At 72.6% G+C, this 23,687-nt stretch carries 22 protein-coding genes; 7 read left to right on the forward strand and 15 right to left on the reverse strand.

Annotated features, from left to right (window positions below; all coding sequences use genetic code 11):
- Window positions 1–8 precede the first annotated feature (8 nt).
- The gene (locus ACFC8N_RS08820; protein WP_356020104.1) at window positions 9–1,202 is read right to left on the reverse strand and encodes an amidohydrolase family protein; all 1,194 of its coding nucleotides are present in this window, start codon (window positions 1,200–1,202) and stop codon (window positions 9–11) included.
- Window positions 1,203–1,288: 86 nt separating this feature from the next.
- On the opposite strand from ACFC8N_RS08820, the gene ACFC8N_RS08825 reads away from it, so the two are divergent.
- Window positions 1,289–2,800 carry a class I adenylate-forming enzyme family protein gene (locus tag ACFC8N_RS08825; RefSeq protein ID WP_376287568.1) on the forward strand — a complete coding sequence of 504 codons (1,512 nt, stop codon included), beginning with the start codon at window positions 1,289–1,291 and terminating at the stop codon, window positions 2,798–2,800.
- Window positions 2,801–2,961: 161 nt separating this feature from the next.
- On the opposite strand, the gene ACFC8N_RS08830 is transcribed toward ACFC8N_RS08825, so the two are convergent.
- Both ACFC8N_RS08830 and ACFC8N_RS08835 read right to left on the reverse strand, forming a co-directional pair.
- A complete protein-coding gene (locus ACFC8N_RS08830) occupies window positions 2,962–4,422 on the reverse strand; it encodes a zf-HC2 domain-containing protein (protein ID WP_376287570.1) in 1,461 nt (486 codons plus the stop codon).
- On the reverse strand, window positions 4,419–4,988 hold the full coding sequence (locus ACFC8N_RS08835; RefSeq protein WP_356020111.1) for a sigma-70 family RNA polymerase sigma factor: 570 nt from the start codon (window positions 4,986–4,988) through the stop codon (window positions 4,419–4,421). Before ACFC8N_RS08835 ends, ACFC8N_RS08830 begins: the two co-directional genes overlap by 4 nt.
- Window positions 4,989–5,344: 356 nt before the next feature.
- On the opposite strand from ACFC8N_RS08835, the gene ACFC8N_RS08840 reads away from it, so the two are divergent.
- Together ACFC8N_RS08840 and ACFC8N_RS08845 are read left to right on the forward strand one after the other, a co-directional pair.
- Complete coding sequence (locus ACFC8N_RS08840) at window positions 5,345–5,725, forward strand: STAS domain-containing protein (protein WP_071372601.1); 381 nt, start codon at window positions 5,345–5,347, stop codon at window positions 5,723–5,725.
- Window positions 5,726–5,901: 176 nt separating this feature from the next.
- Window positions 5,902–6,414 carry an EF-hand domain-containing protein gene (locus ACFC8N_RS08845; protein ID WP_356020113.1) on the forward strand — a complete coding sequence of 171 codons (513 nt, stop codon included), beginning with the start codon at window positions 5,902–5,904 and terminating at the stop codon, window positions 6,412–6,414.
- Between the two features lie 33 nt (window positions 6,415–6,447).
- Here ACFC8N_RS08845 and purU read toward each other — a convergent pair whose 3' ends face one another.
- Window positions 6,448–7,329, reverse strand: a complete 882-nt coding sequence (gene purU, locus ACFC8N_RS08850) for a formyltetrahydrofolate deformylase (RefSeq protein ID WP_356020115.1) — start codon at window positions 7,327–7,329, stop codon at window positions 6,448–6,450.
- A 119-nt stretch (window positions 7,330–7,448) separates the two neighbouring features.
- Window positions 7,449–7,949: a hypothetical protein gene (locus ACFC8N_RS08855; protein ID WP_362816735.1), complete on the reverse strand. Its 501-nt coding sequence runs from the start codon at window positions 7,947–7,949 to the stop codon at window positions 7,449–7,451.
- A gap of 117 nt (window positions 7,950–8,066) precedes the next feature.
- On the opposite strand from ACFC8N_RS08855, the gene ACFC8N_RS08860 reads away from it, so the two are divergent.
- On the forward strand, window positions 8,067–9,383 hold the full coding sequence (locus tag ACFC8N_RS08860; protein ID WP_356020119.1) for an ABC transporter substrate-binding protein: 1,317 nt from the start codon (window positions 8,067–8,069) through the stop codon (window positions 9,381–9,383).
- A gap of 74 nt (window positions 9,384–9,457) precedes the next feature.
- Here the strand turns inward: ACFC8N_RS08860 and ACFC8N_RS08865 are convergent, their stop codons facing one another.
- Complete coding sequence (locus ACFC8N_RS08865) at window positions 9,458–11,041, reverse strand: hypothetical protein (protein ID WP_376287572.1); 1,584 nt, start codon at window positions 11,039–11,041, stop codon at window positions 9,458–9,460.
- A 202-nt stretch (window positions 11,042–11,243) separates the two neighbouring features.
- Window positions 11,244–12,629, reverse strand: a complete 1,386-nt coding sequence (locus tag ACFC8N_RS08870; RefSeq protein WP_356020123.1) for a transcriptional regulator — start codon at window positions 12,627–12,629, stop codon at window positions 11,244–11,246.
- 284 nt (window positions 12,630–12,913) lie between these two features.
- On the opposite strand from ACFC8N_RS08870, the gene ACFC8N_RS08875 reads away from it, so the two are divergent.
- Complete coding sequence (locus tag ACFC8N_RS08875; protein WP_356020125.1) at window positions 12,914–13,579, forward strand: bifunctional DNA primase/polymerase; 666 nt, start codon at window positions 12,914–12,916, stop codon at window positions 13,577–13,579.
- A 192-nt stretch (window positions 13,580–13,771) separates the two neighbouring features.
- Here the strand turns inward: ACFC8N_RS08875 and ACFC8N_RS08880 are convergent, their stop codons facing one another.
- Both ACFC8N_RS08880 and ACFC8N_RS08885 read right to left on the reverse strand, forming a co-directional pair.
- Entirely contained in the window at window positions 13,772–14,656 is an 885-nt protein-coding gene (locus ACFC8N_RS08880; RefSeq protein ID WP_362816739.1) for an alpha/beta hydrolase, read from the reverse strand.
- Window positions 14,657–14,987: 331 nt separating this feature from the next.
- The gene (locus tag ACFC8N_RS08885; RefSeq protein ID WP_055710351.1) at window positions 14,988–15,680 is read right to left on the reverse strand and encodes a metal-dependent transcriptional regulator; all 693 of its coding nucleotides are present in this window, start codon (window positions 15,678–15,680) and stop codon (window positions 14,988–14,990) included.
- 217 nt (window positions 15,681–15,897) lie between these two features.
- Here ACFC8N_RS08885 and ACFC8N_RS08890 point away from each other — a divergent pair, with 217 nt between their 5' ends.
- The gene (locus tag ACFC8N_RS08890) at window positions 15,898–16,653 is read left to right on the forward strand and encodes an SIS domain-containing protein (RefSeq protein WP_376287575.1); all 756 of its coding nucleotides are present in this window, start codon (window positions 15,898–15,900) and stop codon (window positions 16,651–16,653) included.
- A 28-nt stretch (window positions 16,654–16,681) separates the two neighbouring features.
- Here ACFC8N_RS08890 and ACFC8N_RS08895 read toward each other — a convergent pair whose 3' ends face one another.
- The 3 genes from ACFC8N_RS08895 to pdxH all read right to left on the reverse strand — a co-directional run bounded on the left by ACFC8N_RS08895 (window position 16,682) and on the right by pdxH (window position 19,658).
- The gene (locus ACFC8N_RS08895) at window positions 16,682–18,133 is read right to left on the reverse strand and encodes a PAS domain-containing protein (protein WP_362816742.1); all 1,452 of its coding nucleotides are present in this window, start codon (window positions 18,131–18,133) and stop codon (window positions 16,682–16,684) included.
- Between the two features lie 115 nt (window positions 18,134–18,248).
- On the reverse strand, window positions 18,249–18,707 hold the full coding sequence (locus tag ACFC8N_RS08900) for a GNAT family N-acetyltransferase (protein ID WP_356020133.1): 459 nt from the start codon (window positions 18,705–18,707) through the stop codon (window positions 18,249–18,251).
- A gap of 312 nt (window positions 18,708–19,019) precedes the next feature.
- Window positions 19,020–19,658 (reverse strand): pyridoxamine 5'-phosphate oxidase, encoded by a 639-nt coding sequence (gene pdxH / locus ACFC8N_RS08905; protein ID WP_376287746.1) that lies wholly within the window; start codon window positions 19,656–19,658, stop codon window positions 19,020–19,022.
- A 262-nt stretch (window positions 19,659–19,920) separates the two neighbouring features.
- On the opposite strand from pdxH, the gene ACFC8N_RS08910 reads away from it, so the two are divergent.
- A complete protein-coding gene (locus tag ACFC8N_RS08910) occupies window positions 19,921–21,021 on the forward strand; it encodes a citrate synthase 2 (protein ID WP_356020138.1) in 1,101 nt (366 codons plus the stop codon).
- 49 nt (window positions 21,022–21,070) lie between these two features.
- On the opposite strand, the gene ACFC8N_RS08915 is transcribed toward ACFC8N_RS08910, so the two are convergent.
- From ACFC8N_RS08915 to ACFC8N_RS08925, 3 genes are all read right to left on the reverse strand, one after another.
- Window positions 21,071–22,105, reverse strand: a complete 1,035-nt coding sequence (locus tag ACFC8N_RS08915; protein ID WP_376287578.1) for an isopenicillin N synthase family dioxygenase — start codon at window positions 22,103–22,105, stop codon at window positions 21,071–21,073.
- Window positions 22,106–22,338: 233 nt separating this feature from the next.
- A complete protein-coding gene (locus ACFC8N_RS08920; protein ID WP_376287580.1) occupies window positions 22,339–22,935 on the reverse strand; it encodes a TetR/AcrR family transcriptional regulator in 597 nt (198 codons plus the stop codon).
- A 10-nt stretch (window positions 22,936–22,945) separates the two neighbouring features.
- The gene (locus ACFC8N_RS08925) at window positions 22,946–23,683 is read right to left on the reverse strand and encodes an enoyl-CoA hydratase family protein (RefSeq protein ID WP_356020144.1); all 738 of its coding nucleotides are present in this window, start codon (window positions 23,681–23,683) and stop codon (window positions 22,946–22,948) included.
- Between the last annotated feature and the right edge of the window lie 4 nt (window positions 23,684–23,687).

Raw genomic sequence — 23,687 nt, forward strand, 5'->3', positions numbered from 1 at the left:
CTGTCCCCTTACGTGTCGAGGTCCAGGCCCAGCATGCGGATGGCGTTGCCCCGCATCAGCTTGTGGACGGTCTCGTCGTCCAGGCCCTTCACATGGTCGAGGGCGACCTCCTTGGTGTGCGGGAAGGTCGAGTCGACGTGCGGGTAGTCGGTCTCGAAGGTGGCGTTGTCGCGGCCGACGACGTCGATCGAGGCGACGCCGTGCTTGTCGCGGAAGAAGCAGCAGAAGATCTGCCGGTAGTAGTACGTCGACGGCGGCTCGGGGATCAGGTCCCGGACCCCGCCCCAGGCCCGGTGCTCCTCCCACACGTCGTCGGCGCGCTCCAGGGCGTACGGCACCCAGCCCATCTGGCCCTCGGAGTAGGCGAGTTTGAGCTGCGGGAACTTCACCAGGACCCCGCTGAAGAGATAGTCCATCATCGAGGCCATCGCGTTGTTGAAGCTGAGCGAGGCCTGGACGGCGGGCGGGGCGTCGGGGGAGGCGGCGGGCATCTGCGAGCTGCTGCCGATGTGCATGTTGACGACCGTGCCGGTCTCCTGGCAGGCGGCGAAGAACGGGTCCCAGTGGCCGGAGTGGATGGACGGCAGCCCGAGGTGGGTGGGGATCTCGGAGAAGGTGACCGCCCGCACCCCGCGCTCGGCGTTGCGCCGGATCTCGGCGACGGCCAGCCCGACGTCCCACAGCGGGATGAGGCACAGCGGAATCAACCGCCCCCCGCTGTCCCCGCACCACTCCTCCACCATCCAGTCGTTGTAGGCGCGCACGCAGGCGAGGGCGACCTCCTTGTCGTGCGCCTCGGCGAAGGTCTGGCCGCAGAAACGCGGGAAGGTCGGGAAGCAGAGGCTGGCCTCGACGTGGTTGAGGTCCATGTCCTTCAGGCGCTCGACGGGATCCCAGCACCCGCGCCGCATCTGCTCGCGTGTGATCCCCTCCAGCGTCATCTCGTCGCGGTCGAATCCGACGGCGGCGATGTTGCGCTTGTACGGGAACTTCAGGTCCTCGTAGATCCACCAGTCCGTCGGCTGCCCCGCCGGGTCCATGGTGATCTGGTACTTCCCGGCGACGTAGGCCAGCTCCCCGATCCCGGCGGTCAGCGGCTTGGGGCCCCGGTCCCGGTACTTGGCCGGGAGCCAGGTCTCGAAGAGGTGGGCGGGCTCGATCACGTGGTCGTCGACGCTGATGATGCGGGGCAGTTCGGTCATGGTTCCCCTCCGCCGGACGATACTTATCTGACGACTCGTCAGATAACATGCTACCTGACGAGTCGTCAGCCAAGGAGGGGGCCGACGTGAACGACACCCCGCACTCCCTGAGTTCCTCCCGCACGCTGTGGGAGCTGGTCGTCCGCCGCGCGGCCCTCACCCCCGACCGCCCGGTGCTGATCCAGCGGGACCGCACGCTCACCTTCGGCGAGCTGCGCTCGCGCGCCGAGCGGGTGGCGGCCGGGCTGTACGGCATGGGAGTCCGCCCCGGCACGGTGGTCGCCTGGCAGCTGCCCACCCGCGTCGAGACCGTCCTGCTGTCCCTCGCACTGGCCCGCCTGGGCGCCGTACAGTCCCCGGTCATCCCCTTCTACCGGGACCGCGAGGTCGGCTTCGCGCTGCGCGAGTCGAGGGCGGAGTTCTTCGCGGTCCCGGGCGTGTGGCGCGGCCACGACCACACGGAGATGGCACGACGCCTCGGCGCGAAGGGAATCTTCGAGGCGTACGACACCCTGCCGGACGGCGCCCCCTCGACGCTCCCCGCCCCGCCCGCCGAGGGCACCTCGGTGCGCTGGATCTACTGGACCTCGGGCACCACCTCCGACCCCAAGGGCGTGCTGCACACCGACCGCTCGCTGCTCGCGGGCGGCTCCTGCCTGGCGCACGCGCTGCGGCTGACGGCCGACGACGTGGGCTCGATCGCCTTCCCCTACGCCCACATAGGCGGCCCCGACTACCTGGTGATGCTCCTGCTGTACGGCTTCCCGGCGGTGCTGTTCGAGCACTTCGCGCTGCCGGACGCGCTCGCGGAGTACCGGCGGCACGAGGTGACCGTGGCCGGCGGCTCGACGGCCTTCTACTCGCTCTTCCTCGCCGAGCAGCGCACCCAGCCGCCGAGGACGAAGCTGATCCCCTCCCTGCGACTGCTCGCGGGCGGCGGCGCCCCGAAGCCGCCGGAGGTCTACCACGCCGTCGTGCGCGAGATGGACGTCCAGCTCACACACGGGTACGGCATGACCGAGGTCCCGATGATCACGATGGGCGACCCGCGGGACACCGCCGAGAACCTGGCGACGACCGAGGGCCGCCCCCCGCGGGGCATGGAGATCCGCATCACCGACGGCGAGGTGCGGCTGCGCGGCGAGGCCGTCTGCCAGGGCTATCTGGACCCCGCCCAGACGGCCGCCGCCTTCGACGCCGAGGGCTTCCTGCGCACCGGCGACCTCGGCCACGTCACTCCCTCCGGTCATCTGGTCCTCACCGGACGCCTGAAGGACGTGATCATCCGCAAGGGCGAGAACATCTCGGCCAAGGAGATCGAGGACTTGCTGGCCGCCCACCCGCTGGTCGCGGACGCCGCCGTGATCGGCCTGCCGGACGCGGACCGGGGAGAGCTGGTGTGCGCGGTGGTGGAACAGCCGCCGGGAGCCGGTGAGTTGACCCTTCCGGACGTGGTCTCCCACCTGCGGACGGGCGGCCTCTCCGTGCACAAGCTGCCGGAGCGGCTGGAGGTGGTGGACGCGCTGCCGAGGAACGAGACGTTGCGGAAGGTACTGAAGTACAAGCTGCGGGAGCGGTTCTCGGGACCGTTGCCGTAGGCGGCCCGGGCAACCGGCTTCGTTCGCGTTCACCCGGGACGGAGCGGGTACGGCGCAGCGAGATCGGGGCGGACCCCTTCGGATCCGTAGGATCGGGCGGGGTGTCGGGTGAGGCCGACATCCCCCTGGCAACAGGCCTCACGCGCTCGTCGAAGACACGGTCACATCCGGCTCAACCCCGCCGTCGCGAACAGCACGTCTCTGATCGCCTGGCGGTCGCCGTCCTGGCCTGCGGCCGCTTCCTCCGGGGGGATGTGGCCGGACGCCAGGCGGCAGAACTCCACGCCGTCCAGGGCGACATGGGCCACCTCGAACTCCGCTGAGCCCACCGCCGCCGGGGAGTCCAGCGGGATCAGCCACTCGCCGCCCGCCGCGCCCTCGATCTCCAGCCGCAGGCTGCGGCCGGGGGCGCCCGCCGCGACCAGGTGCGGGGTGCCGCCCGGGGCGGAGCGGCCCGCGCGGCGCCGCTCGGCGAGCGCGGCCGGGAGCATGCGGGCCGTGAGGTCGATCATCTTGTTCAGATGCCGGGGCGCGGGCGGGTCGTAGGGGTAGTCGACCGCCTCCGCGATGTCCTCGGCGTGCACCCAGCACTCGAAGGCGCGGTCCAGCATCGCGTCGTGCAGCGGGAGGGAGAAGTCGCCGTACGACACCGGGAGTCCGCCCGCGTGGCTGCCCGTGAAGGCCACCGTGCGCACCAGGCTGTGGCTCTGCTCGCGCCAGGGTCCGCGCACCGAGCGAAGCGAGATGGGGGTCCCCCCACCCGAAGGGTGGGGGAGGGTCGGCGGGAAGCGAGAGGTCCGCCAGAAGGCTTCCGTGCGTCCGGCCGGGTCCGTCGCGCCGGTGCCGTCCGCGTCGGTGGCATCGGTCAGCGGGTCCTCCAGGCCGAGGGCGAGCGCGATCATGCCGTCCACGGAGAGCAGGTGCGCGATCACCCCGGCCACGGTCGTACGCCGGCTCGCCGCGGCGTCGCCCTCGAACCAGCGCAGCCGGACCGGCGCATGCCACTCGGCGTCCCCGAAGTCCTGGAGGAGGGCGTCGAGTCGGGCGGTCTCGGCGTCGTACGGCGTTGCCCACCGCGGCAGCGGGATGCGGGGCGGGCGGCGGTCCAGGCAGGTCTCCAGGACGCGGGTGCGCAGGCCCGGGTCCAGGTCGAGGCTCTCCGGCTGGTGCAGCAGGCCGACCGCCTCGCGCAGCCGGCGGGCCTCGTCGGCGCAGCTTCCGCAGGAGCCCAGATGGTCCTCGACGGCCGCCGTCTCCGCCGCCGAGCAGGCGGCCAGCGCCCAGGCGCCGAGGAGCGACTTCAGGACGTCGTGCGGCAGGTCGAGCGGCACGGGGGCGGGATCTCCCAGGTCGGCGAGGTCGGGCAGCGGCTGTCCGCCGTCCTCCACGGAGGCGCGGGGCGTCGGTATGCGGGGGCGGTCCGGCACGGGCGCGCCGGAGCCGGGCGTCAGCTGTCCCGGGCCGTCGCCGGCACCGTCGCCGTCGCGCCGGCCGGGGTGGTCGCGCTCAGCGGGACCGGCGGCGCCGTCGTCCCGGTGACTCCCGTGCTCCGCACGCCTCCCGTGCTGCTCCTCGGGGCCCTCGTGCTCGTCGTGTGCCTCGAACCGGCCCGCGCCGCTCACACCGCACCCCCGTGTCCCGGAGGCACCCCGGTGTCGTGGGCGGTGGAGAGCAGTTGCAGGCCGAGGCGGAGCCGGCGGCGGGCCTCGTCCTCCGTGACGCCGAGGTCGACGGCGGTCTGGCGGTAGTCCCTGCGCTGGAAGTAGGCCAGTTCGAGCGCGGCGCGCAGCGGGGCGGGCATGGAGTGGACGATGAAGTCGGCGCGGGCGGCGACCGAGGCGCGGCGGACCTTGCGCTCCAGTTCCTCGGCGGCACCGGCCTCCCGGGGCAGCGCGGCGGTCTCGCAGTCGCGCAGCCGCTGCACCGCGAGCCGGTGGGCCACGCCCGCCACCCAGGAGCGCAGCGGGCCCTGCCGGGGGTCGTAGCTCTCGGGGTGCTCCCAGACGTGGGCGAAGACCTCGCGGGTGACGATGTCGGCGGCCTTCTCGTCGCCGAGGACGCGGTGGGCGAGGTTGTGCACCAGCGAGGCGAACCTGTCGTACAGCTCGCCCAGGGCGGCCGCCTCGCCGCGGGCGAGGCGCTGCTGCATCTTGCGGTCCCAGCGGGGCGGTACGTCCTTCGCGGCCATGCGGTCCCCTCCCCTCGCCCGTGCTCCGGCCCTACAGCGTGTCTGCACCGTCTCCTCGAATGTAGTCGGCACCTCTGACAGCGCACGCCCCTTTGTGTCAATGCGCGCCCCGGGAGGCACCGCAGGTGATAGTGCCCTCTTCACATAAACTTCACACAATGTGTGAGCGTCCCCATGACATCTCTGATCGAACACGATCGATAGTGACCGAAACAAGCCCCTTGTCGATCACGTCCGGTTTCCTGCCCGACGTTTCAGGGAACGGCCGGTGGGCAGCCGCGCGAAAGCAAGCGTAGGAACTGCTTCCGTTTTCTGGCGGCTCAGGTGGTTCCGAGAGTTCCGGCGAGCGGAGGGGCATAGCCGTGGCATTCAACGTGACCGGCGTCGAACAGGGCGAGTGGGCCGTCCTGCGGGTGTCCGGGGAACTGGACCTGATGACCTCGCCGGTGCTGCGCCAGCGGGTGCACGACGTCGTCGCCGACGGGCACCACAGCCTCGTCGTCGACCTCTCCGACGTGTTCTTCTGCGACTCCAGCGGGGTCGGCGTCCTCATCGCCGCCCGCCGGCTGATCCGCTCCTGTCAGGGCCGGCTGCGGCTGATCCTGCCGGACCGGGGCGCGGTCGACGGCTCCCACGTCAACCGGGTCCTCGGCGCGCTCGGCGTCCGCCGCCTCTTCGACGTCCGCCCCGACCTCGACTCCGCCACGTCCGACGAGGCGGACCCGCTGTCCGCCTGACGCGCCGCAGCGCCCCGCGCCGCAGCGTGCCCCGGTCTTCGCGACAAGTCCACACATGTGTCGCAGGATTCCCCCGGTCTTGGCACAACCGCCGGTTTCCCGCCATCTTCCGGCCGACCGCGTCGTACGCTCCGAGCGAGATCGACCGACGCACACGTAAGGCGGCCCGAACAGACATGGTCAGCACCGAGTACGAGCGCAGGATCGCCGCCCGGTTCGCCACCCTCGACCAGGACGGCAACGGCTGGATCGACCGCGAGGACTTCAGCGCGGCGGCCAAGGCGCTCCTCGCCGAGTTCACCGTGCCCGCCCGCTCCGCCGAGGGGCAGGCGCTCTACGCGGGCGCGGAGGCGTTCTGGCAGGGCATGGCCGGCATCGCGGACCGGGACGGCGACCAGCGCATCACCCGCGAGGAGTTCGTCACCGGCGCGGTCAAGCGCCTGCGCGACACCCCCGCCCGCTTCGCCGAGATCGCCCGCCCCTTCCTGCACGCGGCGCTGGCGGTGGCGGACACGGACTCCGACGGCCGGATCACGGTCGCGGACACGGCGCGGGGGCTGCGGGCCCTGCGCGTACCGGACGCCGTGGCCAGGGCGACCGCCGCCGCCCTCGACACGGACGGCGACGGCGTGCTCGGCGAGGCGGAGCTCGTGCCGGCGTTCGCGGGGTACTTCACGATCCCCGAGTGACCCCGCCGAGGTGCCGACACGGCGCCGCGGCGGCTAGGCGAAGACGACCGTCCGTCGCCCGTTGGGCAGGATCCGGCGCTCGGCATGCCACTTGACCGCCCGCGCCAGCGCCTGGCACTCCACGTCCCGCCCGATGGCCACCAGCTGGTCCGGGGTGACGTCGTGTCCCACGCGCTCGACCTCCTGCTCGATGATCGGCCCCTCGTCGAGGTCGGCCGTCACGTAGTGGGCCGTGGCGCCGATCAGCTTCACACCGCGCGCGTGGGCCTGGTGGTACGGCTTGGCGCCCTTGAAGCTCGGCAGGAAGGAGTGGTGGATGTTGATGATCCGGCCGCTGAGCTGCTTGCACAGGTCGTCCGAGATGACCTGCATGTAGCGGGCGAGGACGACCAGTTCGACGTCCTCCTCGCGGACGATCTCCAGCAGCCGCGCCTCGGCGTCCTGCTTCGTGTCCTTCGTCACCGGGATGTGGTGGAAGGGGATGTTGTACGAACCCACCAGTTCCTGGAAGTCCGTGTGATTGGACACCACGCCCACGATCTCCACGGGCAGCGCGCCGATCCGGGCCCGGAAGAGCAGGTCGTTCAGGCAGTGCCCGAACTTGCTGACCATGAGCAGGATGCGCATCTTCGCGTCGGCCTCGTTGATCTGCCAGTCCATGTGGAAGGAGTCGCCGATCGCCGCGAAGCTCGCCCGCAGCTTGTCCACCGTCACCGGCTCCTCGGCCGAGAAGTGGACGCGCATGAAGAACAGACCGGTGTCGTGGTCACCGAACTGCTGGCTGTCCTCGATGTTGCAGCCGGTCATGAAGAGATAGCTGGACACCGCGTGCACGATGCCCTTCTTGTCCGGGCAGGAGAGGGTGAGGACGTACTGGGCCGACGGCGCGGCGGCGGGCGCGGACTGCTCATTCATGCACCACAGGGTCTCACGCCGGCCACCCGCCGTGGGCGATTGTCCCGCAGGACGGGACACCGGCCCCCGGTCCCGGAAGGTCCCGGGCAGGTCCGGTCCCGGGCAGGCTCCGGGCGGTCCTAGGCGGTCCGCGTCAGGATGCGCAGCACTTCCAGCGTCTTCGGCGGCGTCTCGGGGTCCTCCCCGTCGCTCACCGACATGCGCACGTGCGCGTCCCGCGCCGCCCGCACCGCCTCCGGCCAGCCCTGGTGGTCGACATACGCGGAGACCGGCGCGTCCGGGCCGACCTGGTGCATGATGCGCAGCACCCGCAGCACGGCGGTGTCCACGAGCGCCGCCTCCTGCGAGTCCCGGAATATCGTGCCGACGTATTTCTCCGCGGACCAGTTGTCCAGCCAGGTGTCCTCCACCAGCCGGTACACGGCGTCGGTGACGTCGCCGTACCCGTCCACGCCGGCCAGCCAGACGTCGCGCTGGAACACGGGGTCGGAGAGCATGTGCAGGGCCGAACGCACGTTGCTGCGCCAGCGCCACCACGGCATGTCGCTTAGAGGCATGCCGCCCATGGTGGAGGAGCGACGGCCGCGACGGGAAGAGTTCTCCGAACCTTGCACGGTCATCGATCGTACGTTCCTCGCCACACACGCCTCACCGGCCCCCGCATTTCACCTCGACGTCACCTTTCGTTGACCGAGGGTCACTCCCGGGTTAGTGATGTGAGGGAAGCGTGGGCACACATGACCGGCAGGCCGCACAACCGCACCACCCTCCCGCGCTCCTTCTCCCGGCCCGTCAGAGCCGCCGCCCTGTCCACGGGCGCCGTGGCGCTCTGTGCGTCGCTCACCGCCGGATGCGGGGTCATCCCCGGTGCCACGGGGGGCTCCGGGGATGACCCGATCAAGGTCATGACCTGGGCGCCGGAGAACACCGACGCCACCAACAAGCCCGGCATGCCCGCGATGGCCCGCGCCTACGGCAAGTGGATCAACGCCCACGGCGGGGTCAACGGCCGCAAGCTGGAGATCCTGACCTGCAACGACCACAACGACAGCGTGGGCGCCGCCCAGTGCGCCCGGCAGGCCGCCCAGGAGAACGTGGTCGCGGTCGTCGGCTCCTACAGCCAGTTCGGCGACTCCTTCCTCTCCCCGCTGGAGAGCGCCGGCATCCCGTACATAGGCGGCTACGGCGTCACCAGCGACGAGTTCACCGGCCAGATGTCGTACCCGGTCAACGGCGGCCAGCCCGCCCTGCTCGCCGGTCTCGGCCGCGCCCTCGCGGCCGGCTGCGGGAACGTCGCCCTGGTCCGCCCCGACAGCATCGCCGGCGACGAGCTGCCCCCGCTGCTGAACTCGGGCCTGAAGGCGGGCGGGCACGCGAACGCGGACGACGAGATGGCCGAGGAGAACGCCACCGAGTACAGCGCCCAGTCCGACCGGGCCCTGCGCGAGGCCACCAAGGACGCGCCGCGCAAGGGCTGCGTGGTGCCCGCGCTCGGGGACCGCACGGACACCTTCATGGACTCCTTCCGCCGGGCCCGCGAGACCTATCCCGACGTGCGCATGGCGACCGTCCTCGGCAGCGTCGACCAGACCCTGATCAACTCCACGGGCGGGGCCGAGGGGCCGTACGAGGGGTCGTACATCACCAGCTGGTACCCGCCGGCGACCGACGCGCGCTGGGACCTGATGAAGAAGGTGATCAACGAGGAGGCCTTCGGCGACAACCGCATCGACCCCGCGGACGCCGGAGTGCAGACCACCTGGATCGCCTACACCGTGCTGAAGGCCGCGCTGGAGAAGATCGGCTCCGGTGACGTCACCGCCGACGCCGTGCGCCGCACCCTCAACAACGGCCTGCACGTCTCCACGGGCGGTCTCACCCCGACGCTGAGCTGGCCCTACGAGGGCAAGCTCTCCTCCGTCGGCTTCCCGCGGCTGGTCAACGCGAACGTCACCCTGGAGGTCGTGCAGAACGGCGAGCTGGTGGCGGCCCGCAAGGGCATCGGCGGGACCGCCGACATGACGCAGACGCTGGAGAACGCCCAGGTGCAGTGAGCGCCGTCGGCCCCGGCGGGAGTGCGGGTGCCGACGGCGGCACGGGTCACCGGCAGCGGCTCAGCGGCCGCGGCTCACAGCTGGGTGGGCTGGCGCTGGGTCAGGCCGTACTTCTGCGCGATCGCGTTCCACAGCCCGGCCGCCTTCGCCTTCTGCTCGCTGGCGGTACCGCTGGCCCGGTTGCCCGCCTGGGCCTCCCCGGTGACCTTGGCATGGCCCTTGCGGCAGCCCTTGTGCTGGCCCTTGACCTGGTCGGCCCAGGCCGCGTAGTGGTTGTCGGCCGAGGCGGAGGCCTGCCAGGCCTGGGTCAGCGCGCCGGTCAGGGCGGCGTTGTCCGGCAGCTTGTCGACGGACAGCTTGCCCAGCCGGGTGACCAGCTCGGTGCGCTGCTTGGCCGCGTCGCGCAGGTCGGTGGCGGAGCCGTCGAGGTTGTCGCACCCCTTGACGGCGGCCACCGCGTTGATCACCGAGGCGCGGCTGCTGCCGCTGTCGGCGAGCAGCTTGTCCAGCTCGACCGCCTGCTGCCGGGCCGGGTCGGTGCCGGGCGCGGCGGAGCCCTGGCCGGTGGCCGGGGACGTGGCGGCGACCGTCTTGCTGTCGGTGCCCTTGCTGCCGCCGTCGCTGAGGAGCGCGCCGGCGCCCACACCGATGACGACGATGCCGACGCCGATGCCCGCGATCAGCGGCACCCGCGACCTCCGCCGGGGCCGGTCGTCGTCGTGCGCCGGGTCGTACGCCGGCTGCTGCGCTCCGTACGGCGCCTGCGACTGGCCGTACGCCGGGGCGTGCGCCTGCGCGGGGCCCGGGTAGGCGCCCGGCGGTTGGACGCGCGGCAGCTGCTGGGTGGACCCGGCCGCGCCGTCGGCGCCCGCCGGGCCGCTGCGGAAGAGGTTGTCGAACTCGGCCGGCGGCTGCCGGTCCCCGCCCTGGGCCTGGGCCGCGTACGGCGGGATGTACTGGGTGGCCTCGGCGTCGGACGACGCGGGCGCCGGCTGCTGCGGCGTGATGCCGAGGTAACGGGTCTGCTCACCGTTCGCCTCGGGCGGCAGTGCGCCGGGGGCCACCGGCGGGATGTACTGCGTCGCGCCGTCGGCCGGGGCGGCCTGCACGGGCGGGATGTACTGCGTGGCGCCCTCGTCGGCGGGGCCGGGCACGGCCGGGACCGGCGGTATGTACTGGGTGGCGCCGTCGGCCGCCGGGGGCAGCGCGCCGGGCACGGCGGCCGGCAGCGGCGCGGCGCCGGCCGGGGCGGCGTGCGCGCCGGACGCGGCGGTCTGCGGGTACTCCGGCTGGTGCTGTTGCGGCTGCTGGTACCCCGGCTGGTGCTCCGGCTGGTGCGGGTACGGCGCGGGCGTGCCGTACCCTCCGCCCTGGCCGTCGTACGAGGGGGCCGGGGCGCCCTCGGGCGGCAGGGCGCCGGGGCTCGCCCGGGGCGCGTCCCACTGCTGGGCGGCCGCCGGGGGCCAGCCCTGGCCGGGCTGGGACGGCTGCTGTCCGGGCCCCCAGGATCCGCTCCAGGCCTGCCCGCCGGAGGGGGCGGCAGGAGCGGGCGCGCCGGTCATGCCGGGCAGCACGGGCTCGCCTCCGTCGGAGGGCAGCACGATGCCTTCGCGCGCGTTCTGCGCCGAGGGCTCCTCGCGTTGTCCACTCTGCGTCACCGGGACTCCTACTAATGGGGGACCTTGTGAATCGTCGGGTCACGCTACCGGGTCCCCCGAGCCGGGTGCCACGCAGCTCAGGGCACGACCTCGATCCCTGTGAGAGTGGTAACAAAACCGCCCCGCAATGCGCAGTACAAGGGCACATGTCACACCCGGGCGTTCCGTTTCCCGTGTGTTCACCGCATCGCGGGGCCGGTGTTCAGGCGGCCTGCTGGAGATCGAGACGCGCCCCGAACTCCCTTACCACCGCCTCCTCCCCGAACGGCTCCAGCCGCTGCTGGAGATCCTCCAGGTACTCGGCGCCCCGGTTGGAGCGCAGCGACTGGAGCAGCTCGACCGCCTTCAGTCCGGTGGTGCAGGCCTGTTCGATCTCGCGCTGCTGCACCTGGGCCGTGGCGAGCAGCACATAGCCGATGGCGCGCCGGCGGGCCCGGTGCTCGGGATGCCCGGCCAGCGACTGCTCGGCGTATCGGGCCGCCTGCTCGGCCTGGCCGAGGTCGCGGTGGCAGTGCGCCAACTCGTCGGCCAGATACGCCTCGTCGAAGTGCCGGATCCAGGCCGGGTCGTCCCCGGATGAGTCGTCGGCCTGCTCCATCGCCGTGACCGCGCGCCCGGTGGCCGTCTGCGCCGCGCGCGCGTCGCCGAGCAGGGCGTGCCCGCGCGCCTCGGCCGCGTGGAACATCGCCTCCACCCGCGGCGTCACCTGCCCGCGCGCGCCCTCCTGCGCCGCCCGCGCCAACTGGGAGATCTCGCGCGGGTTTCCGAGCTGCGCGGCGAGGTGGCTCATGGACGCGGCGAGCACGTAGCCGCCGTAGCCGCGGTCCCCGGCGGCCTGGGCGAGCCGCAGCGACTGGATGTAGTACCGCTGGGCCAGCCCGGGTTGGCCGGTGTCCACCGCCATGTAGCCGGCCAGCTCGGTCAACCGGGCGACGGCGGCGAAGAGTTCACGTCCGACCGCCTCCCGGTAGGAGCCCGCGAGCAGCCCGGAGACGACGCTGTTGAGGTAGTGCACGACGACCGGCCGGACGTGCCCGCTGCCGAACTGGTGGTCCAGGTCGGTCAGCGCCTGCGTCATGGACCGTACGGCGGCGACGTCGGCCTGGCCGACTCTCGGGCCCGCCTGCCGGGCCACCTGGGAGTCCGGCGCCGAGATCAGCCAGTCACGGCTGGGCTCGACCAGCGCGGAGGCGGCGACGGAGGAGCCGGACAGGAAGTCCCGGCGCCCCACGTCGCTGCGCCACAGCTCGCAGACCTGCTCGATGGCCCCCAGTACCGTCGGCGAGAACTGGAGACCGACTCCCGAGGCGAGGTTCTTGCCGTTGGCCATGCCGATCTCGTCGATCGTGACCGTACGGCCGAGCTTGCGCCCGAGCGCCTCCGCGATGATGGCCGGGGCCCGGCCCCGCGGCTGCTGGCCGCGCAGCCAGCGGGCCACGGACGTCTTGTCGTAGCGCAGGTCGAGTCCGTGCTCCGCCCCGCACATGTTGACCCGCCGGGCCAGCCCGGCGTTCGAGCACCCCGCTTCCTGGATGAGTGCCTGCAGCCGTTCGTTCGGCTGCCTCGCCACGAGAGGCCTTGCGGCCATGTACAACCCCCTGTGATGCGTTGCGATCCCCTGGAGCAAAGATCCGGCCGAGTCGATCCGTTCGGAAAGATCACTGCCCAGCTGACATACCGTCAATGCGCGACATGTGCGGTTTGCCGGGGTAAAGACGGTTGCCAACCCCCTCCCTGGCTACCCACCCCACGCCCCGCTTCCCCCCACGCGCCCCCGGACGTGCACCCATGCGCCCCGGCTGCGGAATCGATGCTCCTCCCCCGCGCGCGGTACGGCCGTAACTCCAGGTGGGCGCGGGAGTTGAGAGGAGCGTGGAAGAGACGATCGCGGGCGCCCAGCACAGTCAGATGACCGGTCAGATTCCGCAGCAGCGCGGGGAAACGCTGCTGGAGACCGCCGTACGGTACGCCGAGGAGCGGCACTGGGACGTGTTCCCCGGCACCTGGCTGGAAGCCGCCGACGGGCGGCAGCACTGCTCGTGCGGCGACGTCTCCTGCTCTGCGCCGGGTGCGCACCCCGCGCGCCCCGACTGGGCGACCCAGGCGACCGGCAGTGCGACCGTCGCGCGCCGGATGTGGCAGAAGCAGCCGACCGCGTCGATCCTGCTGCCGACGGGACGGACCTTCGACGCGCTGTCCGTCCCGGAGAGCGCGGGGTTCCTGGCGCTGGCCCGGATGGAGCGGATGCAACTGACGCTGGGTCCTGTGGCGTTGGCGCCGGACCGGCGGATGCAGTTCTTCGTGCTGCCGGGCGGCTGCGCGAAGGTGCCGGAGCTGGTGCGCAAGCTCGGCTGGTCGCTGTCGTCCCTCGACCTCGTGACCCTGGGCGAGGGCTCCTACGTCGCCGCCCCGCCGACCCGCTTCGGCTCCCGCGGCGCCGTCCAGTGGGCCTGCCGCCCGACCCCGGCGAACCGATGGCTCCCGGACGCGGAGGAGCTGATCTCCCCGCTGGCGTACGCGTGCGGCAGGGACCGGTAGCCGTTCGCCCACGCGTCTGCCGGGTTTCCGTTTCGTCGGCGGGTGCGGGTAGTCCGTGGCTTGTCGCGCAGTTCCCCGCGTCCCTTGGGCCGGCGAGCATCAACGTGCCCAAGGGGCGCGGGGAACTGCGCGAGAACCCACCACCCACGCGCACGTGCCGGCGAAGCACCAGCCCGGCAGACGCGTAGCAACTCAATCTCCCAGCAAGCCGTCGAGAAACGGCAGCACAGCCGCCCGCCAAGCCGCCGGCCGGTCGTAGTGGGCCAGGTGCCCCGCGTCCGTCACCTCCGCGTACTTCCCCCGGGGCAGCACCCGCACCATCTCCTGCGCCTCCGCCCGGCCCAGCTCACCGTCCAGGCCGCGGACGACCAGCGCGGGGCACCGGACCTGGGCCAGCTCCTCCCAGTGGGCGTCGTACACCCACGTCTCGCGGGAGTCGAGCATCTGCTCCGGCTCGAAGACGGGGCGCCAGCCGTCGGCCGACTCGTGCATGACCTCGGCGTAGAACGCGCCGCGCGCGGGGTTCGGGCGCTCCACCCAGGGGTCGTCCTCGCCGAACCACTTGCGGACGTCGGCGAGCGTGGCGAAGGGGACGGGCCAGGAGCGGAACCACTCGGCCCACTCGCGCTGCGAGGCCGCGCCGAGCGCGGAGGCCCGCATGTCGCAGATGATCAGGCCGCGCACGAGGTCGGGGCGTTTCGCAGCGAGCTGCCAGGCGGTCAGCGCGCCCATGGCGTGGCCGACGAGGACGGCGGGGGCGAGGCCGAGCTGTTCGAGGGCGGCCTCGGCGTCCTCGACATAGGCCTCGCGGGTGTACGCGGCCTGCGCGGGCTTGTCGCTCTGGCCGTGGCCGCGCTGGTCGAGGGCGACCGCGTGGTGCCGGGCGGCGAGCCAGCGGGCGGTCGAGGCCCAGTGCGAGGCGCGGCCCATCAGCCCGTGGAGCAGGAGCACGCCCGGAGCGCCGGGATCCGCAGCCGGGCGGTCACCGGCGGCCGCGTCCCTCTTGGGAGGGTCGGCGAACTCCCAGGCGGCCAGGTGCACCCCGCCCGCTCCCGTCACGTCGATACGTCGCGCCATGGGCTTGGCACCCCCCAGCTCCGCCTGCCTCGTACCGGTGTACTGCCGTACTCGCTCGTACTCGCCGCTGTCGCTGTCGTGCTCGTCGTCGCGTCGTGCCGCCCCAGATTATCGAATGCCTATTCGAAAGATCTGTTTCCGCGGACAACACCCCTCATTCGAGTGACACCCCTCCAGGAATGATCGCCGCCGCCCAGGGGATCTTTCTGGCGGGAGGCGGACCGCTCGGGGAAAAACGGTCCGAGGGGGATGACCCTGAGAGCTCGGGGCTCCGGGTCAGCACAGGGGAGGACAGGCCCCGGCGCCGCAAGGCGCCGGGGCCCTTCGCTTGTCAGCGCTTGGCGACGAACACATGGGAGGCGACGTCCGCCTCCAGCTCGGCCGCCTCACCGCCGCTGCCCACCAGCACACCGCCGGCCGACTCGGTCACGCTCACCACGGAGCCGGGCTGCACGCCCGCGCGCCGCAGCGTGTACATCAGCTGGGCGTCCGTCTGGATCGGCTCGCCGATCCGGCGGACGACGACCGTCTTGCCGTCCGCGCCCGCGTCGAGGTCGGCCAGCGAGACCATGCTCTCGTCCAGGAACGGGTCGGCGCCGTCCTTCTCGCCCAGCTCCTCCAGGCCCGGGATCGGGTTGCCGTACGGCGACTCGGTCGGGTGCCGCAGCAGCTCCAGGACGCGGCGCTCCACGGCCTCGCTCATCACGTGCTCCCAGCGGCACGCCTCGGCGTGGACCTGCTCCCACTCCAGGCCGATCACGTCGACGAGGAGGCACTCGGCCAGCCGGTGCTTGCGCATCACGCGCGTGGCGAGCCGTCTGCCCTCGTCCGTGAGCTCCAGGTGGCGGTCGCTGGCGACGGACACCAGGCCGTCGCGCTCCATGCGTGCCACCGTCTGGCTCACCGTCGGCCCGCTCTGGTCGAGCCGCTCCGCGATGCGGGCTCGCATGGGCACGACGCCTTCCTCTTCGAGTTCGAGGATGGTGCGGAGATACATCTCCGTGGTGTCGATCAGTCCGGACATACGTGCCCCTCGATTACCTCTGCCGGAAACCTCTGCCCGAAGCCCGGCGCGTGCGCTGGCCCTGGCACCAATTCTGCCGGATCCCACTGACAAGCGGGGAGCACCGGGAAAACGAGGGGCCGAACCCCTTCGGGGCGCTCGCTCCCGGCCGTATTGACACCGCACTGGTCCAGACCGCACGGTGATCCGCGACACAGACGCTGCGAAGGGGCACCGCATGAGCGACGGCACGCCTGCCGACCTGTTCTTCGACGCCGCCATCAACCTGCTGCAACGGGTCCGCGAGGAGGAGGCCGAGCCGATCAGGGCGGCCGGCACCCTGCTCGCCGACACCGTCGAGGCCGGCGGCCGCCTGTTCGCCTTCGGCGCCGGGCACTCCTCGCTGGCCGCCCAGGACGTCGTCTACCGCGCCGGCGGTCTCGCCCTGATGAACCTGCTGGCCGTGCCCGGTGTCGTGGGCGTCGACGTCACCCCGGCCACCCTCGGCTCCGCCCTCGAACGCGTCGACGGCCTCGCGAGCGCCGTGCTCGACACCTCGCCGGTCCGGGCCGGCGACGCCCTGGTGATCATCTCCCTGTCCGGCCGCAACGCCCTGCCCGTCGAGATGGCGCTGAACGCCCGCGCGCTCGGCGTGAAGGTCATCGGCGTGACGTCGGTCGTGTACGCCGCCCAGACGACGTCCCGGCACGTCTCGGGCACCTTCCTGAAGGACCACTGCGACCTCGTCCTCGACTCGAAGATCGCCGTCGGCGACGCCGAACTCACCCTCGACACCATCCCGGCGCCCTTCGCGCCCGCCTCCACGGTGGTCACCACCGCGCTGATGCAGGCCGTCATGGCGACCGCCGCCGCCGCCCTCGCCGAGCGCGGCATCGAGCCGCCGCTGCTGCGCTCGGGCAACGTCGACGGCGGACACGAGTGGAACGGCCGGGTGATGCGGGAGTACGGCGACCGGATCTTCTACCGGCACTGAGCCGGGGGGACCGAACGGAAGTGATCGCCTACGAGCCGTGTGCGGCGTCCGCCAGGTCCAGCGCGGCCGCCATGCGTACGGCCACGTCCTCGGCGTAGGCCGTGTCGGACCGCTCGAAGGGGGCGCGGCCGCAGCCGCGCAGGAAGGTCACGACGCCGAGGGTGCGGCCCCGGCTGCGCAGCACCGCGCACAGGGCGTGCACCGCGTCGTCGGGCCACTGCCGGGCCAGCGCCCACTGCCGCGCCAGCTCCGCCGGGACCGACCCGGCGTCCGCGCGCACGGAGCCGGCCCGCTCCACGCACTGCACGGCCGGATGCCCGGCGGCGTAGCGCACGGGCAGCCCTGCCGCGCCGGTGAGCATGCTCGGCCCCGGCGCCCCGGCGGGCGTCGCGGCCAGCCGCACCAGCCGCACGGCACCCTCCTGCCCGCCTTCGCCGGCGGCGCGCGAGGGGTGGGCCACGCGGTCGATCAGGGCGTGGTCGGCGAAGCCGGCGAGCGCGAAGTCCAGGTGGACGGTGACCGCCTCGGCCGGGTCCTCGCACTCGGCGGCGGCGTGGCCCGCGCGGTGCAGCTGGTTGGCGCGGAACCGCAGCAGGGACGCCTCCTGCTCGCCCTGCTTGGCCTCGGTGACGTCCTGGAACAGCCAGCCCACGCCGAGCGGCACCGGTTCCTCCGCGAGCGGCGAGGCCAGCCGTACGAAGCCGCTGCGCCAGCACCGCCGCCGCTCGCCCTCCGCGGTGCGCAGGGCCAACCACATGTCGGCGGGCGCGGGCGGCGCGCCCTCGGACAGGACGTGGGTGAGCGCGGCCTCCAGCTCCTCGACGCCCTGGGCGAGCAGTTCGCCGAGGGGCCTGCCGAGCACGGACGTGCGGCCGACGCCGAGCGCGCGGGCCGCGTGCGCGTTGACGACGGCGGGCCGCAGATCGGCGTCGATGAGGACGACGCCCCATGCCGCGTTCTCGAACAGGGCCTCGCTGAGCGCGATCGACCGCTCCAGATCGATCTGCGCGTGCACCTCGCTGAACGCGCAGTACAGACCGGCGGGCTTGCCGTCGGGGCCGCGTACGGCGGCGGACTGCGTGCGCACCAGCACCCGCCCGCCGTCCTTGGTCACCAGGGCGAACTCGTGCACCTGCCGGCCCGCCGCGTGCATGGCCGACATCAGCCGGGACTGGACCTCCTCGGCGTCGGCGCTGCGCACCGCCCAGCCCGCGAAGCCGTGCCGCCCGACCGCCTCGGCGGCCGTCCAGCCGAGGATCCGCTCGGCCTCCCGGTTCCAGTGCGTGACGACCCCGTCGGCGTCGAAGGCGCACAGCGCCGCGTCCATGCCGTCGAGCAGCGCGGCGAGCAGATCGGAACCCCCGAACTCACCGGGCTCTCCTGACTCACCGGGCTCACCGGAGGGGCCCGGCCCGCCCGGTTCATCCGGCTCGTCCGGTCCCAGCTCGTCGGTGGTCCCACTCCGCCGGGAAGCACTCACCTGGACCCCCTGGAGGCTTGCGTCGGCGCCCGTACGGCGCGCGGTTCGCTCACTGGCCCTCATTCAACTGGAACGTGACACAGCCCACATCCTGTTCCCGCAAACTCCCCGAGTTTCAACCCACGCTCCACCGCAGGTCCACCCACTCGTCGCGCTGCCCGTCGAGCACGTAGCGCTCGGTCTCCACGAACCCCCGCCGCGCGGCGAAGCGCAGTCCGTCCTCGTTCACCGCCAGCACGCACGTCTCGATCACGCTCGCGCCGAGCACGCGCGCGTGGGCGAGCCCGTCCTCGTACAGGGCCGTCCCGAACCCCCGCCGCCGGAAACCGGGCAGCACGCGCGCGATGACGGTCGCCGCCCCCTCCTCCGCGCCCGGCGGGCGCACGGTGGAGCAGCCGACGAGCACGTCTCCCAGGTAGGCGTTCCGCAGCCGGTACCGCTCCTGCCGGTCCCGCGCGTCCGCCGGGGACATCGCGGCGGGCGGGACGATCACGTTGTGGACGTGCCGCCACTGTTCGAGCATGGCGTCGCCGGTGACGGGGACGATGCTCAGGCCGATGCCGAGTGTTGTCATGTGCCGGACGGTAACGAAAAAAGGGGTTGAACGGCTCCCGAGGGCTTCTTATGGTGTGGAGCACACGAGAAGGGAGGTGGTTCGGCAGATGTATGAATACCGGACGCGTGAGGTGGCTGCGGGCTAGCGGCCCGTCACCACGCTCTGTGCGGTGCCGGACCGGCGTGCGATACGAGCACGCAGCCGGCCTATCCCAAGCAGTCACCCGACCCGCGGGCTGCCGGTACGTCCGGCCGGCTCCTCCTCGGAGGAACCCAGCCCGCGGGTCGTCTGCGTTCGCGGGGCGTCCGCGTGCGCGGGACGTCCCGTTCCTCAGGGGCTGAGGCGTTCCACCGCCCACGTGCCGTCCGGCCGGGAGACGTAGCGCAGGCGGTCGTGGAGTCGGTTCTCGCGGCCCTGCCAGAACTCGACCGTCTCGGGGACGACGCGGAATCCGCCCCAGTGCGGGGGGACCGGGACCTGTTCGCCCTCGGGGTAGCGGGCCTGGAGGTCGGCGTAGGCCGTGACCAGTTCGGCGCGGGAGGCGATCACCGCGGACTGGGTGCTGGCCCAGGCGCCCAGCTGGGAGCCGTGCGGGCGGGTGCGGAAGTAGGCGGCGGTCTCGTCGCGGCCGGTGCGGCGGGCGGTGCCCGTGACGATGACCTGGCGGGCGATCGGATGCCAGGGGAAGAGCAGCGAGACGTGCGGGTTCTCCGCGAGGTCACGGCTCTTGCGGGAGTCGTAGTTGGTGTAGAAGACGAAGCCGTCGCTGTCGTACTGCTTCATCAGGACCGTGCGTGAGCTGGGGCGGCCCGTCGCGTCCGCCGTGGAGACGACCATGGCGTTGGGTTCGTAGAGCGTGCCGTGCAGGGCCGTGCGCGCGGCGTCCTCGAACCAGCGCGTGAACTGGTCCATGGGATGCGAGGCGAGGTCCTGTTCGGCGAGGCCGTAGACCCGGTACTGCTTGCGCATGGCGGCGGGATCGAGGGCGGGGTCGAGGGGCTCCAGGCGGAATTCGCGGTCGGTCACGCGGTCATCTTGCCGCACCCGCCACCGAAGACGTCTCGAACAGTCGTGGCACTCAGTGTCGTTCGGTCTCCCGATATCTGGCACTGAGGGATATCGTGCTGGTTCCCCGCCGGTGGGCCCTGCGTACGGGTGACCACCGGGTGACCACCGGCCGATCGGGGCATCACCGGGGTGACCACCCCGACACATCACGAGGAGCCGCCTGATGTCCGATTTCGTACCCGGACTCGAGGGAGTCGTCGCGTTCGAGACGGAGATCGCCGAGCCGGACAAGGAGGGCGGCGCCCTGCGCTACCGGGGCGTCGACATCGAGGACCTGGTCGGGCACGTCTCGTTCGGGAACGTGTGGGGGCTGCTGGTCGACGGCGCCTTCACCCCCGGTCTGCCGCCCGCCGAGCCGTTCCCGGTCCCGGTGCACTCCGGTGACATCCGGGTGGACGTGCAGGCGGCGCTCGCCATGCTCGCCCCGGTGTGGGGGCTGAGGCCGCTGCTCGACATCGACGAGCGCCAGGCCCGCGACGACCTCGCGCGGGCCGCCGTGATGGCGCTGTCGTACGTCGCCCAGTCCGCGCGCGGGCAGGGGCTGCCGATGGTGCCGCAGCGGGAGATCGACAAGGCGCAGTCGGTGGTCGAGCGGTTCATGATCCGCTGGCGGGGCGAGCCCGACCCGAAGCACGTCGCGGCCGTGGACGCGTACTGGACCTCCGCCGCCGAGCACGGCATGAACGCGTCGACCTTCACGGCGCGGGTGATCGCGTCGACCGGCGCGGACGTGGCCGCCGCGCTGTCGGGGGCGGTCGGCGCGATGTCCGGTCCGCTGCACGGGGGCGCGCCGTCCCGGGTGCTCGGCATGATCGAGGAGATCGAGCGCACCGGGGACGCGGAGGGGTACGTGAAGCGGGCCCTGGACCGGGGTGAGCGGCTGATGGGCTTCGGGCACCGGGTGTACCGGGCCGAGGACCCACGCGCGCGCGTACTGCGGCGTACGGCACGGGAGTTGGGGGCACCGCGGTTCGAGGTCGCGGAGGCCCTGGAGAAGGCCGCGCTGGACGAGCTGCACAGCCGGCGCCCGGATCGTGTGCTGGCGACCAACGTGGAGTTCTGGGCGGCGATCATGCTGGACTTCGCCGAGGTGCCGGCCCACATGTTCACGTCGATGTTCACGTGTGCCCGCACCGCCGGCTGGTCGGCGCACATCCTGGAGCAGAAGCGCACGGGTCGCCTGGTGCGGCCTTCCGCGCGGTACGTGGGGCCGGGGGTGCGCAGTCCGCAGGACGTCGAGGGGTACGCGGACATCGCCCACTGAGGGGCGTACCTCATACCTGAGGGGTACGCCCCCGTGCCCCTGAGGGGGTTCACGCCGCCGGTGTCAGCAGCTTCCCGTGATGCCGCTCCGCCACCAGCGGGTGTGCCCTCAGCTTGCCCTTGAGCTCGTTGTAGCCGTACTCGGCGTACAGCGGGTTCGAGGGGTCGGTCGTGATGCCGGGAGCCGTTGCCGCGTGCGGGAAGGGCAGTGGCTGGATCCTCGCGTCCAGGCGGGGGTTGTAGAAGAACGGCACCGAGAAGCGTTCCGTCGCTCCGGGCGGGCTGACCACGCGGTGGTTGGTGGCCACCAGGTAGCCGTTGGTGGCCACTTCCAGCAGTTCGCCGAGGTTGACCACGAAGGCGCCCTCGACGGGCGGGACGTCGTGGAAGAGGCCGTCCTCGCGCTGGACCTGGAGGCCGCCGACCGTGTCCTGGAGGAGCAGGGTCAGGAAGCCGTAGTCCTTGTGGGCGCCGACGCCCTGGTCGGTGCCGTCGCCCGCGCTGCCGGGGTAGCGGACGAGCTTGAGGTGCGGATGGGCGTGCTCGCCGAAGGCCGGGGCGTAGAAGTCGGCCGGGGCGCCGATCGCCGTCAGCAGTTCACGCAGGAGGCGCTCCGCGACCGCACTCAGCCTGTCGATCCAGGTCAGGGCGGCGCTGCGCAGCTCGGGCAGGGCGGCGGGCCACTGGTTGGGGCCCTGGAGCCACCAGTACGGCGGCTCGCCCGCGCCTGGGACGCGGGCGGGGCGTTCGGCGCCGATGTCGAGCTGGTCGCGCCAGTCGCGGGCGCCTGCGGTGCGCTCGTCGCCGGTGCGGGTGTAGCCGCGGAAATGCGGGGAGTTGACGTTGTCGAGGGCGAGCCGGTCGGCCTCGGGGAGGGCGAAGAAGGCGCGCATGGCGGTGAGCAGCGCGTCGGTCTCGGCCCGGGTCACGCCGTGTCCGACGAGCTGGAAGAAGCCGACGTCGTGCGCGGCGCTGTGCAGTTGGGCGTGGAGCAGGTCCCGGGCCTGGGAGCCGCGGTCGGCGGCCGACAGGTCGATGATCGGGAGCTGTTCGTACGACGGGTTCGTCGCGGTGTGCGAAGTCATGGGTGCGTCCACAGGGGTGTGTGGGCCACGGGCAGGCCGCCGAGGGTAGGGCGGCGCCCAGGATGCCGTAAGAAGAGGGAGAAGAAAGGGGCTGAATCAGGCCGAAAGGCGACAGCCCATGCTCGTGACGCGCACGAAGTCCACGTGGCGACGGCGAACGAGCATCGGAAGCATGCGGCAAGAGTACTGCGCCGCACGGGATACGGATGTGGCCCGCTTCACGCTTCACCGGCTCAGGCGAGCGCGCGCTCCAGCAGGTCGGCCCACTGGGCGACGACGCGGTCGCGGCGGGCGGTGTCGTCGGTCAGGAGGTTGGCGAGGCCGAGGCCGCGGGCCATGTCCAGGAAGCCCTGGACGGTCTCCCGGACGCCGGGGCGCCTCTCGTCGGCGCCGAGCAGTTCGACGGCGATGCGGTGGGTCTCGCGGCCGACGCGGGCCTCCAGCTCGGTCACGCGCGCGCGGAGCTGGTCCTCGTTGGAGGCGGCGACCCACAGGTGCAGGGCGGCGCGGAAGAGGGGGCCGGTGTAGAGGCCGACGAGGGCCGCGACGACGGCCCGGCGGTCGTCGGCGGCGCCGCCCGGGAAGAGTTCCCGCAGCGCGGTGGAGCGCTCCTCGGCGACGTACTCGACGGCCGCCGTGAACAGGTCCTCCCGGGTCGGGAAGTGGTGCTGGGCGGCGCCCCGGGAGACACCCGCGCGTTCGGCGACGACGGAGACGGTGGAGCCCGCCCAGCCGTGCTCGGCCAGGCAGGCCACGGCGGCCTCCAGCAGCCGCTGCCGGGTGGCCCGGCTGCGGTCCTGTTTGGGCGCGCGGTCGCGTTCCGCCGTCATGCCCATCCGGTCACACCACCCATGCCGCGTCCCGCTTCTGAAGGAAGGCCGTCATCCCCTCCCGGGCCGGGCCGGAGGCGAACAGCCGGGCCGAGAGCGCGGTCAGCTCCGCCGCGTCCCGGTCGAACGTCTCCAGCACCCTAGCCGTGAGCAGCCGTTTCGTCTCGGCCAGGGCCTGGGGGGAGGAGCGGCGCAGGCCGTCGAGGATCGGGGCCAGGGCCTCGTCCACGTCCTCGTCCGCCGTGGTGAGCAGGCCCAGGCGGACGGCCTCGGCCGGGTCGAAACGCTCGCCGGTGAGGTAGTAGCGGGCCAGGGCGCGGGGGTCGGTGCGCGGGATCACCGGCAGGGAGATCACCGCGGGGGCGACCCCGATGCGGACCTCGGTGAAGGCGAAGGTGGCCGTGGCGGACGCGGCGGCCAGGTCGCAGGCGGCGAGCAGGCCGAGGCCGCCCGCGCGGACATGCCCGGTGACCCGGGCGACGACCGGTTTGGGCAGCTCCACGATCTGCCGGAGCAGGCCGACGAGGGCGTCCGGGTCGGGAGGGTCGCGCAGGTCGGCGCCCGCGCTGAAGGTGTTGCCGCTGTGGGTGAGGACGACGGCGCGTACGTCCTCGTCCGCGGCGCAGTCGGCCAGCGCGCCCGCCAGGCCGGAGACGAGGGCCGCGGAGAGCGCGTTGCGGGTGCCGTTGGCGTCGAGGCTGAGGGTCTCGACGCCACGCGTGCGCGTGCGGCCGATCGGTGTGCTCACGGGT

The organism is Streptomyces sp. NPDC055966, from assembly GCF_042269865.1.
In the GTDB taxonomy this organism is placed as follows: domain Bacteria; phylum Actinomycetota; class Actinomycetes; order Streptomycetales; family Streptomycetaceae; genus Streptomyces.

Coding starts and splice junctions, on each gene's coding strand:
- ACFC8N_RS08820 (WP_356020104.1), bottom strand. CDS start 1,202: ATGACCGAACTGCCCCGCATCATCAGCGTCGACGACCACGTGATCGAG.
- ACFC8N_RS08835 (WP_356020111.1), bottom strand. CDS start 4,988: ATGGCCGCGAAGGACGTACCGCCCCGCTGGGACCGCAAGATGCAGCAG.
- ACFC8N_RS08845 (WP_356020113.1), top strand. CDS start 5,902: ATGGTCAGCACCGAGTACGAGCGCAGGATCGCCGCCCGGTTCGCCACC.
- purU (WP_356020115.1), bottom strand. CDS start 7,329: ATGAATGAGCAGTCCGCGCCCGCCGCCGCGCCGTCGGCCCAGTACGTC.
- ACFC8N_RS08855 (WP_362816735.1), bottom strand. CDS start 7,949: ATGACCGTGCAAGGTTCGGAGAACTCTTCCCGTCGCGGCCGTCGCTCC.
- ACFC8N_RS08860 (WP_356020119.1), top strand. CDS start 8,067: ATGACCGGCAGGCCGCACAACCGCACCACCCTCCCGCGCTCCTTCTCC.
- ACFC8N_RS08870 (WP_356020123.1), bottom strand. CDS start 12,629: ATGGCCGCAAGGCCTCTCGTGGCGAGGCAGCCGAACGAACGGCTGCAG.
- ACFC8N_RS08880 (WP_362816739.1), bottom strand. CDS start 14,656: ATGGCGCGACGTATCGACGTGACGGGAGCGGGCGGGGTGCACCTGGCC.
- ACFC8N_RS08885 (WP_055710351.1), bottom strand. CDS start 15,680: ATGTCCGGACTGATCGACACCACGGAGATGTATCTCCGCACCATCCTC.
- ACFC8N_RS08890 (WP_376287575.1), top strand. CDS start 15,898: ATGAGCGACGGCACGCCTGCCGACCTGTTCTTCGACGCCGCCATCAAC.
- ACFC8N_RS08900 (WP_356020133.1), bottom strand. CDS start 18,707: ATGACAACACTCGGCATCGGCCTGAGCATCGTCCCCGTCACCGGCGAC.
- pdxH (WP_376287746.1), bottom strand. CDS start 19,658: ATGCGCAAGCAGTACCGGGTCTACGGCCTCGCCGAACAGGACCTCGCC.
- ACFC8N_RS08910 (WP_356020138.1), top strand. CDS start 19,921: ATGTCCGATTTCGTACCCGGACTCGAGGGAGTCGTCGCGTTCGAGACG.
- ACFC8N_RS08915 (WP_376287578.1), bottom strand. CDS start 22,105: ATGACTTCGCACACCGCGACGAACCCGTCGTACGAACAGCTCCCGATC.
- ACFC8N_RS08920 (WP_376287580.1), bottom strand. CDS start 22,935: ATGACGGCGGAACGCGACCGCGCGCCCAAACAGGACCGCAGCCGGGCC.